The sequence below is a fragment of the Gemmatimonadota bacterium genome, from assembly GCA_040388625.1.
Lineage (GTDB): Bacteria > Gemmatimonadota > Gemmatimonadetes > Gemmatimonadales > Gemmatimonadaceae > Fen-1247.
In genome coordinates this window covers 39,691-56,401 of the sequence record JAZKBK010000005.1, presented here as the reverse complement: position 1 = coordinate 56,401, position 16,711 = coordinate 39,691, and the positions used below count along the sequence as shown (strand labels likewise).

General features: G+C 55.3%; 9 protein-coding genes. 7 read left to right on the top strand and 2 right to left on the bottom strand.

Features of this window, described 5'->3' with window-relative positions; all coding sequences use genetic code 11:
- Nucleotides 1–2: 2 nt before the first annotated feature.
- The 7 genes from V4529_12095 to V4529_12065 all read left to right on the top strand — a co-directional run bounded on the left by V4529_12095 (nucleotide 3) and on the right by V4529_12065 (nucleotide 13,856).
- Nucleotides 3–3,506, top strand: coding sequence for an AAA family ATPase (locus V4529_12095; protein MES2359063.1), 3,504 nt, complete (start codon nucleotides 3–5; stop codon nucleotides 3,504–3,506).
- 94 nt (nucleotides 3,507–3,600) lie between these two features.
- Nucleotides 3,601–4,560, top strand: a complete 960-nt coding sequence (locus tag V4529_12090; GenBank protein MES2359062.1) for a deaminase — start codon at nucleotides 3,601–3,603, stop codon at nucleotides 4,558–4,560.
- A 6-nt stretch (nucleotides 4,561–4,566) separates the two neighbouring features.
- A complete protein-coding gene (locus V4529_12085) occupies nucleotides 4,567–7,764 on the top strand; it encodes a helicase-related protein (GenBank protein ID MES2359061.1) in 3,198 nt (1,065 codons plus the stop codon).
- A complete protein-coding gene (locus tag V4529_12080; protein MES2359060.1) occupies nucleotides 7,761–8,519 on the top strand; it encodes a DUF4391 domain-containing protein in 759 nt (252 codons plus the stop codon). Before V4529_12085 ends, V4529_12080 begins: the two co-directional genes overlap by 4 nt.
- Before the next feature lie 29 nt (nucleotides 8,520–8,548).
- Entirely contained in the window at nucleotides 8,549–10,492 is a 1,944-nt protein-coding gene (locus tag V4529_12075) for a site-specific DNA-methyltransferase (protein MES2359059.1), read from the top strand.
- A complete protein-coding gene (locus V4529_12070; protein ID MES2359058.1) occupies nucleotides 10,492–10,833 on the top strand; it encodes a hypothetical protein in 342 nt (113 codons plus the stop codon). Before V4529_12075 ends, V4529_12070 begins: the two co-directional genes overlap by 1 nt.
- Nucleotides 10,830–13,856 (top strand): DEAD/DEAH box helicase family protein, encoded by a 3,027-nt coding sequence (locus V4529_12065; protein ID MES2359057.1) that lies wholly within the window; start codon nucleotides 10,830–10,832, stop codon nucleotides 13,854–13,856. Before V4529_12070 ends, V4529_12065 begins: the two co-directional genes overlap by 4 nt.
- 225 nt (nucleotides 13,857–14,081) lie before the next feature.
- On the opposite strand, the gene V4529_12060 is transcribed toward V4529_12065, so the two are convergent.
- Together V4529_12060 and V4529_12055 are read right to left on the bottom strand one after the other, a co-directional pair.
- Nucleotides 14,082–15,176 carry a hypothetical protein gene (locus V4529_12060; GenBank protein ID MES2359056.1) on the bottom strand — a complete coding sequence of 365 codons (1,095 nt, stop codon included), beginning with the start codon at nucleotides 15,174–15,176 and terminating at the stop codon, nucleotides 14,082–14,084.
- Nucleotides 15,173–16,477 carry a hypothetical protein gene (locus tag V4529_12055; protein MES2359055.1) on the bottom strand — a complete coding sequence of 435 codons (1,305 nt, stop codon included), beginning with the start codon at nucleotides 16,475–16,477 and terminating at the stop codon, nucleotides 15,173–15,175. Before V4529_12055 ends, V4529_12060 begins: the two co-directional genes overlap by 4 nt.
- Nucleotides 16,478–16,711: the final 234 nt, after the last annotated feature.

Below are 16,711 nucleotides of genomic sequence, written 5' to 3'. Positions count from 1 at the left end.
GTATGCGATTCGAAGAGTTAGCGCTAGAAAAATATGGCATGTTTGATAGTCTGACATTGCCGCTAACTGACTGCCCGGGCCTGGTAGTGATATACGGACCGAACGAGGCCGGGAAAAGTACTTGGTTAGCCGCAATCGCAGATTTTCTGTTTGGTATTCCCCATAATTCGCCACACGGTCAAATCTTCGGTTACGGGCAGATGCGACTGACTGCAAAGCTCCGGACAGCCAACGGAGAATCGCAGACTTTTCGTCGTCGTAAAGGTGTGAAATCGCTATCCGACGAAACAAATAAAGCGATCGACGAGCGCGCACTCTCAGTTCATCTGGGCGGAACAACACGCGATCGATTCATGGCATTGTTCGGGTTGGATCACACGTCGCTACGTTTGGGCGGTGAAAGACTTCTTGAGGCCGACGGGGATATCGGTCGATTGATTGTGGAGGCTGGGGGAGGCTTACGCGGTCTCGTGACCGCCCTCGACAAGCTCAAGATGGACGTAGAGAAACTCTATTCTGCACGTCGCTCATCCGATCGCGCGTTCTATAACGCGTTCGACGCTTTCGACACTGCAAATAAGGAGGTGAAAGCGGGCTTTCTAAGCCGCCAAGCGTTCGACGAGGCGCGCAATGCGCAAGAAACGACATCGGCCGGCTTGGCAGAAGCTCGCGCATCCACAGGGAGTCTGACGGAGCAAGCATCCAGTCTGCGTCGGCTAGCCCGCGTTATTCCGCTACTGATAGAGCTTGGAATAATTGAGAAGGAATGCTTGGCCTACGCTGATTTGTCGGCCCTGCGGAATGATTTCGCCGCTGCGGTGAGAGATGCATTCGACGGCCTGCAAGCTGCGACTGTCGCGCTGAGAGATTCCGAGGATACCCGTAGTGCACTTGAGGATCAGGTGAACGGCCTCATCGTGCCCACCGATTTTGTCGCGGCCGAGGCGGCAATAAGAGACATTATCGAAAAGGCTACTCACGTCGGCAAAGCAAGAACGGATCGACCGAACCGCCAACGTGAACTCGCCGACGCGGAAACGAAGTTAGCCGCACTGGGACGAAGCATCGGATGTAGTGATGCCGCTGATCTCAACCGCCAGATGCCATCCCAGGCAGCAATCGACCTCGTTCAAGCGTTGATTCCCCGGGGATCCGAGCTCCCGCCGACAATTGAGAGCGCGGAAACTCAAGTAAAGGAGGAAAGCATCTTAGTCGCGCAACTCGAGGCTCGGCGGACACAACATCAAGAACGCGGCGAGGACAAACCGTTCGGCGTGAGCATCAATGAGTTTGCCCAGTTGCCAGTGCTCACGCGGTCCTTAGAACTGAAGCGCAAACAGACACGTGAGGCCGAAGCCGCTTGCGCGGCTCGGCTCAATTCTCTGGGGTTCGCAAGCCTCAAGGAGCTACGATCCCTCGACTGTCCGGATAGTGCGATAATTTCCGACGAAATCCAGCGATGCGCAGCATTCGACGCAGATAATACGAGACTCGTACAGTTGAGTGAGCAGTGGACATTGAGGCGTGATACCGCTATCGCAGAAATACAGCGCCTCACTTTTGGTGACGATCTCCCCAGCTCGGCAGCAATTGGCGGCGCGCGCTCGGCGCGCCGCCAGATTTGGACGACGATTCGGGAAGTATTCCTTGACTCGAGCGACGATGCGTGGCTGCGAACCGACGCTAGCCAAAGACTGCAAGCGACCGCTGACATGGAACAAAAGGTCGACGATGCGGATTCACTCGCCGATCGTCGCGTTGCCGAGACACAACGTCTTGCCGCATTGGACCTCGCCGAACGAGATCGCACAGAAGCGGTAGCCAATCTGGCCGCAGCGATCGATGCTCAAGAACAGTCGCGCCTTAGGTTGGACCGCGCGAAACGTGAATGGACGGATTCATGGCCACTGGCAGTTCAACGTGAATCGGATTTGGGTCGGCTAAAGGCACTGTCGACGGAACGTGCTGCGATTCTTGAACGTGCCGAGATGGCTGCATCGATGTTAGTAGAAGCAGAGTTGTTGGCTACGGAGACCGACCCAAAAACCGAAATGCTTCAGTCAGCAGAAGAACGGCTTGGTATCTCTCAGCAACGTAACGAGTCACTTGCCGCGCGCGTACGATCAGTAGTGCAGTTGATCACGGCCCACGACGATGCATATGCGGACTATCGCCGCGACGTCGCGGCCGTATCAGATTCATCGATCCGCCTGGCGACAAGGCGGGAGAACCTTTCCAACTTGACATCAGCATTTGCGGCGTGGCGCGCGGAATGGACGCTTGCGTTAGCCGCCGTCGGGCTTGAGAAAGAAGTTTCGCCTGCACGCGGTAACGAAGTCGTCACTCAGTGGGCAGCAGCAGGAGGCGTTCTCGATGGACGCGACGTCACGAGCAGAAGGCTACGCCGGATGGACGATGACGAAAGAGACTTAGATGAAGCTGTTGCGAAGATAGTTGGCGTCCTAGATTTTTCACTGCCCGCCGACTCCGTTGCAGCAGCCAAAATGCTTGAACAAAGATGGGCCGCTGCCAATGAAATTGCGATCCGCCGCAAAAGCCTGGAGCCGCAGCTCGTGCAGCAGACCAAGGACTGTGATAGGAAGCGAACGACGCTCAACGATGCTGAAGTTGCGCTTACGGTTTTGTGCGCGGAGGCGGGTTGTCAGAAGCAGCAACTACGTACAATAGCCGCGCGGTGTGACGAACGAGCCGACCTTGCGCGGCGCCGCCAACAATTAATTGGGACTATCGGAACCGCGGCCGACGGGTACGCTCTCGACGCCCTCCGCGAGCAGCGATGCGAACGTGATCTCGATGTGATCGCTGCCGAACTTGCGCGGGTTGAGGAGGAGCTGCAGCGAGTGGATCGATCACGCGAAGCGGCGGCAGTCGCCGCCGAGAGTGCTAAGCAGGATGTTGATAGATTCATGACTTCCGAGGGAATCAATCAAGCCGTCGCGGGGCGTGAAAGCGCGACCACAGCCATGCAGCATGTCGTAGAGCGCTATGTCGAGCTGAGTTTGGCCGGAGAGTTCCTATCGGCTGCTATCAATCAGATTCGGGGTGAGCAACAAGATCCTCTGGTGATCCGCGCTGGTGAGCTCTTCGCCTTATCGAGTAACGGTGCGTTTTTAGCGGTCGACTCGGATATCGACGAAAAAGGCCGTCCGATTGTTGTCGGAAAACGCTCGACTGGCGAGTCAGTGCGCGTTGGCGAGATGAGTGATGGCACCAGAGACCAACTATTCCTCGCCTTTCGCCTGGCTAGCTTAGAACACTACTGCGCTTCATCCGAGCCGTTGCCGTTGATATGTGATGACTTGCTGGTGCACTTCGACGATGATCGAAGTTCTGCGACTCTCGACTTGCTCGCCGAAATTGGTAAGACTACCCAGGTGCTCCTCTTTACTCATCATCGAAAGGTTGTCGAGGGAGCGGCTATTCTGGTAGAGCGCGGAACTGCGAGTGTTTTCGATCTTAGTGCCGCACCCCCTACGCTTCCTTGAAGGCTGACATCTTGGAGCGCGCATTCCCATTTTGATCGAGTGCGACGATGCGGGCGTACTCCTGGTACGCTTGGTTCTTGCAGGTGCCTAACAGATGGCGTTCGGAAGGGGGCTTGGAATGGCAAAACATGTTGTTCAGCATGCAAGGCCGGCGAAGATCGGTGACAGGCAACTCATGCTTCGGGCGATTCACCTCGCGAGAAAGGCGACGAGTGAGCCGGGCAGGATCTCGCCAAAGGTCGGCGCCGTCGTCGCGAACGATGGCAAGATAGTTGGCGAGGCCTTCCGTGGAGAGCGGGCGCCGGGTGAGCACGCGGAGTTCACGGTGCTCGAGGGTAAACTTGCCGATCGGACCCTTGCAGGCGCGACGCTATTCACTACTCTAGAGCCGTGCACATCGCGAAACGACCCAAAGATTGCTTGTGCGGAGCGGATTATTGAAAGACGGATCAAGCGCGTAGTCATAGGCGTTCTTGACCCCAATCCTCGTATACGCGGGCGTGGGGAGCTACGGCTTCGCGCCGCAGGAATTGAAATCGGGCGGTTCGATCCAGATCTGATGTCCCAGATTGAAGAGCTCAACCGGGATTTCGCAAGAGAGCACACGGCGGGAGGAAAACGACGCACCAGCGCTGAAACCACGGACCCGGTCAAGCCAGGCGAGGCCGGTCCAAACGGTTACCGTATTGGCTACACTAAGACGGGCGACAAAGTCGAATGGATATCTGACGATCAGAATCCGGGGACGGAATGGCCGCTCGTATTACGCCGTAACGACAAGACTATCCTCAAGTCGTACAACGAATTCTGGGATAAGATTTGGTGGAACAGGCACCAAAATTGGCTGGAACGAATTCGAACCGGAGAGACGCCATTGACGGAGGAGCAGAAACCCCTGCTCAAGAAAGCGCAGCAGGCAGCAAAACGAATCGAAAAGAAATACGGCAAAAACAATTTGGGATGGGACGACTTCGAATGGGGCCTACTGAGTGGCAGGATGTCGGCACTCGCATGGGTTATGGGCGCAGAATGGAACGACTCTCTCGACACGTGATGCGGTATGAAACTCGTCCGTAACACGGGGACCGACCGAGTCATCGATCTCCTGCGCCCGAGTCTAACAATAGGGCGCCAGCTCGACGTTCTGACTCCGACATTTTCCCTGTTCGCATATTCTGAAATTCTGCACGAAGTGGCCGCATTGGCGCGATGCCGTCTTTTACTTCCGTCGGCGAGTACCGAGCTTGCGACCCTCGGCTCTGACGCCGACCGGGCGGCGCGAAATAGACTACAATCGCGATGGCTTGCCAGGCGTCTGTCACAATGGCTTCAGAACAAGGCCGAGGTTAAACGCGCATATGGCGAAGTACCTCAGGGTGCGTTCGTCGTTCGCGACGGTGACGCGCAGCCACTGCAGGCGCTACTCGGCTCACTTCGTTTCAGTACGGACGGTCTCGGTCTAGCGCCAGGCAATCCCTTGAGCCTGATCCAGGCGTCGGAAACGCCGGAAGAAGCGCTGTTGCTGAGTCAGTGGTTCGATGCCCAGTGGTCCAGCCTAGCCGCGGATCCCAATGTGAGAACTGAATTGATCGAAGTTCTACGGACGCTCGCAGGGTACCGCGCGCCGTCCCTCGTCTATTCGTTGATACTACACCACATTTTCAAGGCTCGCGGCGACGATCTTGATGAAGATCGCATCGTCAACGCGGCTACGGGAATTCGTAACACTGTGGTCTGGAAGAAACTCTACAAGTTCCAGCGCGACGGCGTAGTTGGTGCGATCGACAAGCTTAACCGTTTCGGTGGCTGCATCATCGCCGACAGTGTAGGCTTGGGAAAGACATTCGAGGCACTCGCGATCATCAAATACCACGAGCTCCGGAACGATCGTGTGCTCGTATTGGTGCCCAAACGATTGCGCGATAACTGGACGCTGTACAAGGCCAACGATCGCCGCAATGTCCTTGCTCCGGATCGTTTCAATTACGACGTGCTGAACCACACAGATCTCTCGCGCGATGGCGGCTTATCGGGCGATATTGATCTTGCGCACGTCAATTGGGGCAACTACGACCTAGTTGTAATTGATGAGTCGCACAATTTTCGAAATAAGAAGACGCCACGCCAAGGCAGCGAAACGCGCTACGACCGGCTGATGCGCACCATTATTAGAGAAGGTGTAAAGACACGCGTCCTGATGTTGTCTGCCACGCCAGTGAACAATCGCTTGGCCGATTTGCGCAACCAGATCGCGTTCGCCACAGAAGGCGATGATACCGCGTTGCTCGATCAGGGCATCGGCAGCATTGACAACACCACGCGCCTCGCGCAAAAACAGTTCAATCGCTGGCTTGACCTGGACGATACCGAGCGCACGCCGATGCGGCTCATCGAGATGCTCGGCTTCGATTACTTCACACTGCTTGACGTGCTCACGATCGCGCGTTCACGCAAACACATCGAGAAGTACTACGGGACCGCAGAAACCGGTCAATTTCCAGAGCGCCTGAAACCAATCAACATCAAGGCCGATGTGGACAGCACCGGTGAATTTCACTCAATCCGAGAAATCAACCAGGAGATCCGGCGGTTAAACCTTGCTTCGTATGCACCTCTCCGCTACGTGCTACCACACAAGCAGGAGGCTTATGACAAGAAGTACAGCACTGAGATTCGCGGAGGTGAAGGCTTCTTCAGACAAGCAGACCGTGAGGAAAGCCTAATCCATCTGATACGCGTCAACGTGCTCAAGAGGATGGAGAGCGCTGTACCATCCTTCGCCCTTACTCTGCAGCGTCAGCTGAAAGACGTAGAGGCTACGCTCACACGTATCGATAACCACGTAGAGGAGGTACAGGAGATTGAGATTGAAGACGTGGACATTGACGATCCCGCGTCCGAGGCCCTGCTCGTTGGTCGCAAGGTGAAGGTATTGCTCAAGGATGTGGACATCATTCGTTGGAAGCAGGATCTCATCGAGGACCGCGACCGTCTCGCAACCCTACACGACGCGGCAGCCCAGATTGGGGCGGCTCGCGATGCCAAACTCGCGGCGCTGCGTGAGATGATCGAGCACAAGTGCAAGAACCCCATCAATCCTGGCAACCGCAAAGTCATCGTCTTTACAGCATTCGCAGACACGGCACGCTACCTGTACGAACAGCTTGCGCCGTGGGCCAAGGAGAACTTGGATATTGAAAGCGCGCTAGTCACGGGTGCCGGCCGGAATCAGGTCACCCCTTCCGGGCTTCGGAAAGATCTAGCATCCATTCTGACGACGTTCTCCCCACAATCGAAAGAGCGGCCAGAAGAGTTCAGTAGCGAGGGTGAAATCGATCTGCTCATTGCCACGGATTGCATCTCCGAGGGTCAAAACCTGCAGGATTGCGACTGGTTGATCAACTACGATATTCACTGGAATCCAGTGCGCATCATCCAGCGGTTCGGCCGGATTGATCGTATTGGCTCGCCCAACACGCGCATCCAGCTCGTCAACTTCTGGCCCAATATGGAGCTGGATGAGTACATCAATCTTGAGCAGAGGGTCAGTGGGAAGATGGTGCTGCTCGACATCTCCGCGACTGGTGAAGAGAACCTAATTGAGCAGGAGTCTGGCAACCAGATGAATGATCTGGAGTATCGCCGCAAGCAGCTGCTCAAGCTCCAGGACGCCGTCATCGATCTGGAAGATCTGTCCACAGGCGTCTCGATTGCCGACTTGACGCTCACGGACTTGCGCATTGATCTCGCGCAATATGTGAAGGAGCACCCGGGTAGTCTGGAGAGCCAACCATTGGGAGCCTGCGCCGTCATGTCCAGCATTGATGCGGACGTCGAACCGGGCATCATCTTTTGCCTGCGTGCCGAGGGCGCCGCCGCCCTACGCATTCCTGCGACCGGATATCCGCTTGGCGTTCACTATCTCGTGCATGTGGGCGACGACAGCACTGTGCTTTTGCCCTATACTCAAGCCAAGCAAATACTCGACCGAGTCAAGCGCCTCTGCCTAGGCCGCGATCTGCTCGATGCCGATGCGTGCACCAGCTTTGACAAGACCACGAAGGGTGGAGAGGACATGAGTGCTGCACAACGCCTGCTTGCCGCGGCGGTCTCCTCTGTTGCAGGCAAGACTGCGGAACGGGCATTAGCAAGCCTGTTCTCACCCGGTGGCACGCATGCGCTCAAAGGCGAGTTCGCCGGCATCAATGACTTCGAGGTACTCGCCTATCTTGTTGTGCTTCCCAAAACGGCTGGATGAACAGCGATACTCTCCTCGCTGCGCTCGACCTGCCGACTGCCAGCCGAGTGGATCAGCGAGTTCCCAAGAAGCTGCTCCTGGAGAATGGCGCGCGAACAGCAGCTAACAAGCGCCAGATCACCGATGGGATCGAGGAGTTGTTCTGGGCGGCGACGCTCAAGCCGACGACTATCGGTGTGCGAGAGTATCGAGACGACGCACGTCAGTATCTGGAAATTGCTGTGCTTTGTCTCACATTGCGTGCGGGAGCCAACGCAAGGCGACTGACGGAGCTGGTGCATCGAGCAATTCCTTATCCGGTCTTGCTATTAACAGCGCAAGGTGACCACGCTGGTATGTCTGCAATGCACAAGCGGTGGTCACAGGGCGAGGCGGGGAAAACCGTGCTTGATGGCGATGTTATAACTGTCGACTGGGACGATGAGCGCGATGCCGGATTCCGGGTCGCCTTTTGTGAGGCACTTGCGCTCGGCCGTCAACCGCGTGACTCTCTATACGCGCTGTATCAAGGTTGGCTTGACACGCTGCTCGCATTGCATGCCGCGCGCGTTACACACACTTTTATGGGTGCCACTAATGCGGAACAGGCCAGCGCCAGGAGCGACGCGTTGCATGAGTGCTCTCGCCTTCATACGGAGATCGCTCGACTGCGCACCGAAGCGGCGAGAGAAAGGCAGATGTCACGACAGATTACACTGAACCTGGAAATCAAGCGCGCTGAAGCGCGCCTGGCGGCCACAATGAATAAACTATGAATGCACTCGAACACGCAAGCGGCGCGAACATGAGGCCGTTGACAGCGAATGATCCCGCTACGCAATCTGCCGATATCCTGGCGGGCAACGTGGAGCAACTGAAGACGCTGTTTCCCGAGGCGTTCAGCGAAGGGCGGATCGACTTCGAGATCCTCAAGCAATTACTCGGCGGGGCGGTGGATGAGCGAGAAGAGAAGTACGGCCTCAACTGGCACGGCAAACGTCGCGCGCGACAGTTGGCGCTCACGCCATCCACTGGTACGCTGCGCCCGAGTCCAGAAGACAGTGTGGATTGGGATACTACACAGAATCTAATGATCGAAGGTGACAACCTCGAAGTGCTCAAGCTTTTGCAGAAGTCATACGCGGGGAAGGTTAAGTGCATCTACATCGATCCGCCATACAACACTGGCAAGGACTTCATTTATCCCGACAACTTTCAGGATAATATCCAAAACTATCTGGAACTTACGGGGCAACTGGCGAACGGGCGGCGAATTAGCAGCAATACAGAAACCAGTGGGCGATTTCACACGGACTGGTTAAACATGATGTATCCGCGGCTTAAACTTGCGCAGAATCTGTTGCGCGAGGATGGCGTGCTCCTAGTGTCAATAAATGACATTGAAGTCGCGAACCTTCGTCAGGTAATGGACGACGTATTTGGCGAAGAAAATGGACTTTGCCAGTTCATTTGGAATAACGAGGGCAACGTCGATCAACAGAGCAAGATCAAGGGCGTCCACGAGTATATCGTTGCCTACGTCCGAAATTTGGACGCACTTCCTCCTCCCACCGTTATCGATCCAAACATCGAAGAATCGAGCAAACTATATAACGATACCATCGAAAACTCGATCACAAAGAATGGGCCTGCGAATCCGCCTTCCGAAGTCGTACTCCCCGCCGGATTTCCGGCTGCGTTCGAGAAAGGGAAGATCGCAAAACGGACTGATTCATGGCCTCATATACTAGACGACATCATAATCGCCGGCAGCAAGCTCATCCAGCCTGCAAGGGTAAAGAGCGGTTGGAGTTCCAAAAATCTGTTGGAGTTATTTATCAACAACGGCTGCGTTCCGATTGCCGACAGTGAGGGCAAGCAAACCTGGTTTGCGATGACTGCTACGGGCGCTGTTTACGGTTACAAAAAACGCTCCAACTCCCAGGGTCACGTCCTTTCTGTAATTCGAAACGTCGGCACGACAAAACAGAACAGCAACATGCTTACTGCTTGGGGAATCAACTTCTCTTATCCGAAGCCCCTGTTCTTATTGCAGTACCTTGCGCAAATCTTCACGAGTCGAGATCAGAATGACCTGATCGTTGACCTTTTTGCTGGATCAGGCACAACCGGCCATGCGGTCTATGCGTTGAACGCGGCGGACCGTGGGAATCGTCGGTTCATACTCGTCCAATTCCCGGAACCAATCGAGGGAGAGGCCAGTTCCATGTTTCGTACGATTGCAGACATGACGTCGAGCCGCTTGCGCCGTGCGGGGAAGCATATCCGAGAAGCGAACCCCCTATTCGCCGGCGACATCGGCTTCCGCGTCTTCAAGCTCGACTCCAGCAATATCCGAGCGTGGGAGCCAGATCGCACCGATCTCGACCAGATGCTGCTTGAGTCCGTTGAGCACCTGAACCCTGACCGCACCGAGACGGACGTACTGTACGAACTGCTACTCAAGGAGGGCATCGATCTCTGCGTGCCCATAGAGAAGCGCGCGATCGCGAGTAAAGAGGTTCACTCCGTTGGTGGCGGCGTGCTCATCGCATGCCTCACGGAGACGGTCTCGCGGGACGAAGTTGAGCCTCTCGCTCAGGGCATTGTCGCTTGGTACGGCGAACTCGCCCCCGCCGGCGACACCACCTGCGTCTTCCGGGACAGCGCGTTCGCGGACGACGTGGCCAAGACCAACCTCGCCGCCATTCTCCAGCAGCACGGTCTCACAAAAGTGCGCAGCCTGTGATGAATCAAGTCGTCATCTATCAGAATGAGGACGCTCGCACGAAGTTCGACGTGCGACTCGAAAATCAAACCGTCTGGCTCAACCAGAAGCAACTCACAGACCTGTTCAGCAAGGCCGAGGCAACGATCAGCGAGCACATCAAGCACATCTTCGAGGACAACCAGCTGGAGGAAGATCCAGTTGTTCGGGTTTGCCGAAAAATCGCGGCTGACCGTAGACAGCCCCGCAAACATGCGGAATGTGAACTCGGTGAGTTTCGCGAGATCGAGGATCGGATGCTCGAAACCGATCTCGACCGTGCGATCAAGCAGATGCCGTCGCCGACGAGGGACAAGTCATGAAGCTGCACTTTGAACCCAACCTCGACTATCAACTTCAAGCCATCGAAGCAGTCTGTGATCTCTTTCACGGACAGGAGACATGCCGCACCGAGTTTACGGTCACGCAGCATGCTGTCGGGGGGCAAGCGAATCTGGCATTCACCGAGAGCGATCTCGGCATCGGCAACCGGCTGACACTCCTCGACGACGAACTGCTCAAGAACCTGGGCGCAATCCAACTCAAGAATGGTCTACCGCCGTCCGACTCGCTGGATTCCGGCGACTTCACCGTCGAGATGGAAACCGGTACGGGGAAGACGTACGTCTACCTGCGCACGATCTTCGAGCTGAACAAGCGTTACGGCTTTACCAAGTTCGTGATCGTGGTGCCATCGGTGGCGATCAAGGAAGGCGTCTACCACTCCATCGAGATCGCAGAAGAGCACTTCAAGGGACTCTACTCGGGCGCGCCTTTCGATTACTTCATCTATGATTCCGGGAAACTCGGCCAGGTTCGCAACTTCGCCACGAGCTCGCAGATCCAGATCATGGTGGTGACTGTAGGCGCCATCAACAAGAAGGACGTCAACAATATTTACGGCAAGGGAGCCAACGAGCAGACTGGCGGAGAGAAACCCATTGATCTCATCAGGGCCGTAAGACCTGTCCTTATTATAGATGAGCCGCAAAGCGTCGATGGCGGTCTCTCCGGTGCGGGCAAGACGGCGCTCGATGCAATGAACCCACTCTGCACCTTGCGATACTCCGCCACTCACGTGGACAAGCATCATATGGTCTATCGCCTTGATGCAGTGGACGCCTACGAGAGGCGGCTAGTCAAGCAGATCGAGGTTGCTTCAGCGACCGTGCAGGACGCTCACAATAAGCCCTTTGTTCGCCTTATCAAGGTTGAGAACAAGCGCGGTGCGATATCAGCGCGTGTTGAGCTGGATGTGCAGACTTCCACGGGTGTGAAAAGACAAGAGATCTCCGTGCAGGACGGCGACAATCTGGAGCAGACGACTGGCCGGGCTATCTACGCTGACTGTCGCATCGGCGATATCCGGGTCGAGAAGGGGAATGAATTCATGGAGCTACGGCTGCCGGGTGGCGAGCAGTTCCTCAAGCTCGGCCAAGCGTGCGGTGACGTGGACTCGCTGTCAGTGCAACGCGAGATGATTCGCCGCACGATACGGGAGCACCTCGACAAGGAGAAGCGCCTGCGCCCACAAGGCATCAAGGTTCTGTCGCTGTTCTTTATAGATGCGGTGGATAAATACCGCCAGTACGATGCCGATGGCAACGCGGTGAAAGGTGCCTATGCACGCATCTTTGAGGAGGAGTACAGACGTGCGGCGAAACTGCCGGAATACAACACGCTATTCCAGGAAGTGGATCTTACCCGAGCCGCTGAGGAGGTGCACAATGGCTATTTCTCCATCGACAAGAAAGGCGGCTGGGCCGAGACGGAGCTGAACGCCAAGGGCGAACTTAGGAACGAGGCAAACCGCGACAACGCCGAGCGCGCCTACAATCTGATCATGAAGGATAAGGAGAAGTTGCTGTCTTTCGACACGCCGCTCAAGTTCATCTTCTCACATTCGGCGTTGCGCGAAGGCTGGGACAATCCCAACATCTTCCAGATCTGTGCGTTGCGTGAGATGGGAACCGAACGTGAGCGTCGCCAGACCATCGGTCGAGGCCTTCGCCTGTGCGTGAACCAGGACGGCCAACGCTTGCATGGGTTTGACGTAAACACGCTGACCGTGATTGCCGCAGAGAGCTACGAGAAGTTCGCCAAAAACCTGCAGAATGAAATTGAGCGGGACACCGGCATCCGTTTCGGTATTGTGGAGGCGCACCAGTTCGCCGCAATTCCGATCGCCGATTCATCAGGAACGACAGTGTCGCTCGGAGTTGAGCAGTCGAAAGTGCTGTGGGAGCAACTGAAGGCGCAGGGACATATCGACCACAATGGCAAAGTGCAGGACTCACTGAAGCAAGTGCTTAAGGACGGGACCCTTGCGGTGCCTGAGGCTTTCACCCCCCAACTCGACGAGATCGCCCAGATACTGAAGAAACTCGCCGGGCGGCTGGAGATCAGGAATGCAGACGAGCGCCGACAGGTACGCACCCGACAAGCGGTCCTACACGGCGCTGAGTTCAAGGCTTTGTGGGAGCGCATCAAGTACAAGACGACGTACCGCGTTCAGTTCGACAATGAGAAGTTGGTGCGGAGTTGCACCGACGCGCTACGAAACGCTCCGGCTATTCCGAAAGCTCGACTGCAATGGCGCAAGGCCGACATCGCGATTGGTAAGGCCGGCGTAGACGCGACCGAGCGCCAGGGTGCATCTACCGTCGTTCTCGACGAGACCGACATTGAGCTGCCGGATGTGCTCACGGATCTGCAGGATCGCACGCAGCTTACCAGACGCACAATCCAGCGCGTCCTTTCCGGAAGCCAGCGACTCAATGACTTCAAGCGCAACCCTCAGCAGTTCATCGAGTTAGCAGCGGAGGCGATTAACCGGTGCAAGCGCCTTGCAGTGGTGGATGGTATCAAGTATCAGCGCTTGGGCGAAGGCCACTTCTACGCTCAGGAACTATTCGAGCAAGAAGAGTTAACCGGCTATCTCAAAAACCTGATGCAGGCTGAAAGGTCGGTGTACGAGGAGGTTGTCTATGACTCCGACACTGAAGCAACCTTCGCAGCCGATCTTGAGAATAATCGAGCGATCAAGGTCTATGCTAAGCTTCCGGGATGGTTCACGATCCCAACGCCATTGGGTACATACAACCCCGACTGGGCTATTCTCGTGGAAGAGGACGGCGAGCAACGACTTTACTTCGTGGTGGAAACGAAGAGTGGGCTTTTTGCCGACGACCTACGCGAAAAGGAAAGAGCGAAAATCGAGTGTGGGAAGGCGCACTTCAAGGCACTGGAAGTGCAGGAGACACCTGCGCGGTACATTGTTGCACGGTCGTTGGCCGACGTTCTGAATAGCACCACGAATGGCGAACGGTTCAACCAGGTACAATGAATTCAATTGTATCGTCGCTGCAACAGGGTCGAATTTATGTGAGTTCCCGGGAAATGTTTGCCGCACGATGATCTATAGGTAGCCTGCAGGAAGCTACACATGCGTGCGTTGGGTAGATGCCAAGACGATCACACCCGGGCCCATGCGCGCTAGTGAAGACCGAACCACAGTGAAATAGTGAAGGCCAGTACGTACTGACAGTACTGGTTCGTGTATTTCACCATACTAGATCAGGTGAGACGTAAGCGTGTGCGAAAACTCTTTAGGCAGTCCGGCGGCACGCTGTAGATACTCACCAGCTAAGATACCAAATTTTGCGGCATGCGGTTCAGTCTTCGACAGCATTGACGCGAATTCGTCGTGGTGACTGTCGGCATCCGTGCGGCGCAATTGCGCGAAACCTGTCTCCAGCACCAAGAGCGGTCCGTGAGCTACTGCCGACGGCGCATCCAAGCAGTGCCGCACGAGCTGTAAGAAGCCGTCCCAATTGGGCGGCGCTAAGTCTGGTGGTTTCCGGCCGGGATTCTGTTGTTCGTGAAAGAGTTTCGCGATGGTATTCTTGTACAAGTAAGCTTCCCGTCCACCGAAGAAGATTAGCAGCAATGCAGCAGAGAGTTGATCCTTCGTTTCAGGTCTGAGATAACCGGCAAAAATCGTATTGACAACTCCGGTGAGCGCGTGAAGAAACAACGCGACCGCACTCCCGAAGAGTGCATGATGGCTGGGTATTGAGGGATCCACTTCACCCGCGATCTTAGTGAGCTGCACAATCGTACGTCGACATGCCTCCGCGCTGTCCGTTGACTGCCAATACCCTCTGCGAATGAACTCCACCGCCGGGGCCAAGTTCCTGTATCGGCTTGCGATTTCAAAGAGCATTTCCCAAAATTCGATATCGCCAACGAAACCGGTTGGTGTGCTCCGCGGTGCACCCATCGCCTGGGCATACTCATCGAATTCATCATCGGTAAGAAGTAATACACCATATTGCGCGGCGTAGAACCGATGGTCGGGCTCTACTCTTGCCCTTTTGAGGATACAAACTCCCTGTACAGCACCAACGCGACCCATAAGGCCGCTTAACCAAAGCGTACGCGCAATTGGCGACTCACTTTTTTTGGTCTTGCAATCAACGAGCACTTTTCGAAAGCCAACGAAAGGATCCGGCACCAAAGCCATTACATCAATGTCGGTTATTGGTTTGTCGCTCGTGGCCGATGTCGATACGGTAGGTATCACATCGACCTCAACTTGGGGAAACCACCGCTTCGCTACTGCAAAGCGCAGCACCTTCCCCTTAATTGCTCGGTCTTGCATCATGAATCGCGTCCTCCGAGAAGAAGGAGTTCGATTTGCTGCTGGTGGTCATCGGTAAGAGATAGCTGTTCTCGTTCGCGAAGCTTTCCGGCCGAAATCAACGACTCGACGTACTCCTGATCACGCTGCAACGCAGCTCGAGCATCCTGATCGATCTCAAGCCCTGAACCTTGTCCCGAGGAAACCAAAGAGTAGGCAATGTCTAACGCCTCCCGGTTTTCAGGCAGGTCTATGATGCGAAGCTCGGAAAAACCGTTCCCGACCGGGACTAGACGTGCGATTCGAAGATGAACGAGGTTGCTGTACTGTTGAGTTGCCTCGGTAGTTGCCTTGCCTAATCTCAAGTCGCTCTTGAGTTTCCATAGTACGGCACCGGGTGAACGAATCGCGTACCGATGAGGCAGGAGTTGCCCTTGCCGTACCGCCGAGACAATCGCCATTGCGCGCTCATATATGTCGCGTTTGGTCGGACTGAGTGCTGCGCCAGACGGTCGCGGAGTGAATATGAAATGATTTATACCTGCGTGACTCGTTGTTATGCTTGGCGGTTTCACGACACCGTCCTGCGCCAATCTCTGTAGCAATCGAATTTGGTCCCCTGTAATTTGAGCATCACCGATTTGTTTGTTCTTAGTGATTAGCTCAAGTGGGTAGCCTTGGAATGCTCGTACGATGGAAAGGAGTTCTTGAATGGACTTTGTTCCTTGTTCTACCGTAGCGTCTGCGAAGATAGATCCATTTTCTGCGAAATATGTCGGGCTAAGCAGAATATTACGACCCCGCGCGCGCCGTTGTATCAAGTAGCTACCCTCCGTTCCAACCTGGACAGTTCGCAGAAATAGTTTCCGATCGGCGCCCGTAGAAGCGCGTAGACTCTCGAGACGATCTGGTGCATGTGACAATTTTTCTAGCAATACTATTGCCAATTCTTCGGGCTCGCTCAGTGGATAGTTCGCTACAGCGTAGTCTCCAAGGTTCTCATAGATCGCGCCGTAGTAGGGAACTGTCGGAACGATCCTTTTGATCGTGTTGCCTTCCTGTGTGATGCGAACAAATTCTACATCGGCGAGCATGCGGATAACGCGATCCAGCACGATCGCTGGAATTGCAAGGAAGTGGTACGCGACGAGTTTTAACTGATGATAGTCAATTGCTGGGAGCCCTTGTATGTGTAGCGACAGACGTACCGCCATACCAAGCAGCGGAATCGCTTCGAACTCGGGAACCTCCTTCAACCCGAGGCTGACTTGGATTTCATGGCATCGCGCCACAAGAGTTGCAGCCTTCGTTTCATTATCTGGCATCAGCCACGAGTCTCTTTATAGTCACTGTCGGATAGTACCTTGTCAGATCGCGCGTTAGGAAATCTACTTGTTCACTGTAGTCGATGTTCTGTACCAGAGATGGCAATTGCCGCTAGTATAGAGTCGCAATTTCTCATCGGGCGTGGTCCGGCTAGTCCTGAAGCGCACACCAGAAGTCACGGTGTACGCGATCCGGCAGGCACAAACAAGTTTTCCAACAACGCGCGTGGTCTA

Coding starts and splice junctions, on each gene's coding strand:
- V4529_12095 (MES2359063.1), top strand. CDS start 3: ATGCGATTCGAAGAGTTAGCGCTAGAAAAATATGGCATGTTTGATAGT.
- V4529_12090 (MES2359062.1), top strand. CDS start 3,601: ATGGCGTTCGGAAGGGGGCTTGGAATGGCAAAACATGTTGTTCAGCAT.
- V4529_12085 (MES2359061.1), top strand. CDS start 4,567: ATGAAACTCGTCCGTAACACGGGGACCGACCGAGTCATCGATCTCCTG.
- V4529_12080 (MES2359060.1), top strand. CDS start 7,761: ATGAACAGCGATACTCTCCTCGCTGCGCTCGACCTGCCGACTGCCAGC.
- V4529_12075 (MES2359059.1), top strand. CDS start 8,549: ATGAGGCCGTTGACAGCGAATGATCCCGCTACGCAATCTGCCGATATC.
- V4529_12070 (MES2359058.1), top strand. CDS start 10,492: ATGAATCAAGTCGTCATCTATCAGAATGAGGACGCTCGCACGAAGTTC.
- V4529_12065 (MES2359057.1), top strand. CDS start 10,830: ATGAAGCTGCACTTTGAACCCAACCTCGACTATCAACTTCAAGCCATC.
- V4529_12060 (MES2359056.1), bottom strand. CDS start 15,176: ATGATGCAAGACCGAGCAATTAAGGGGAAGGTGCTGCGCTTTGCAGTA.
- V4529_12055 (MES2359055.1), bottom strand. CDS start 16,477: ATGCCAGATAATGAAACGAAGGCTGCAACTCTTGTGGCGCGATGCCAT.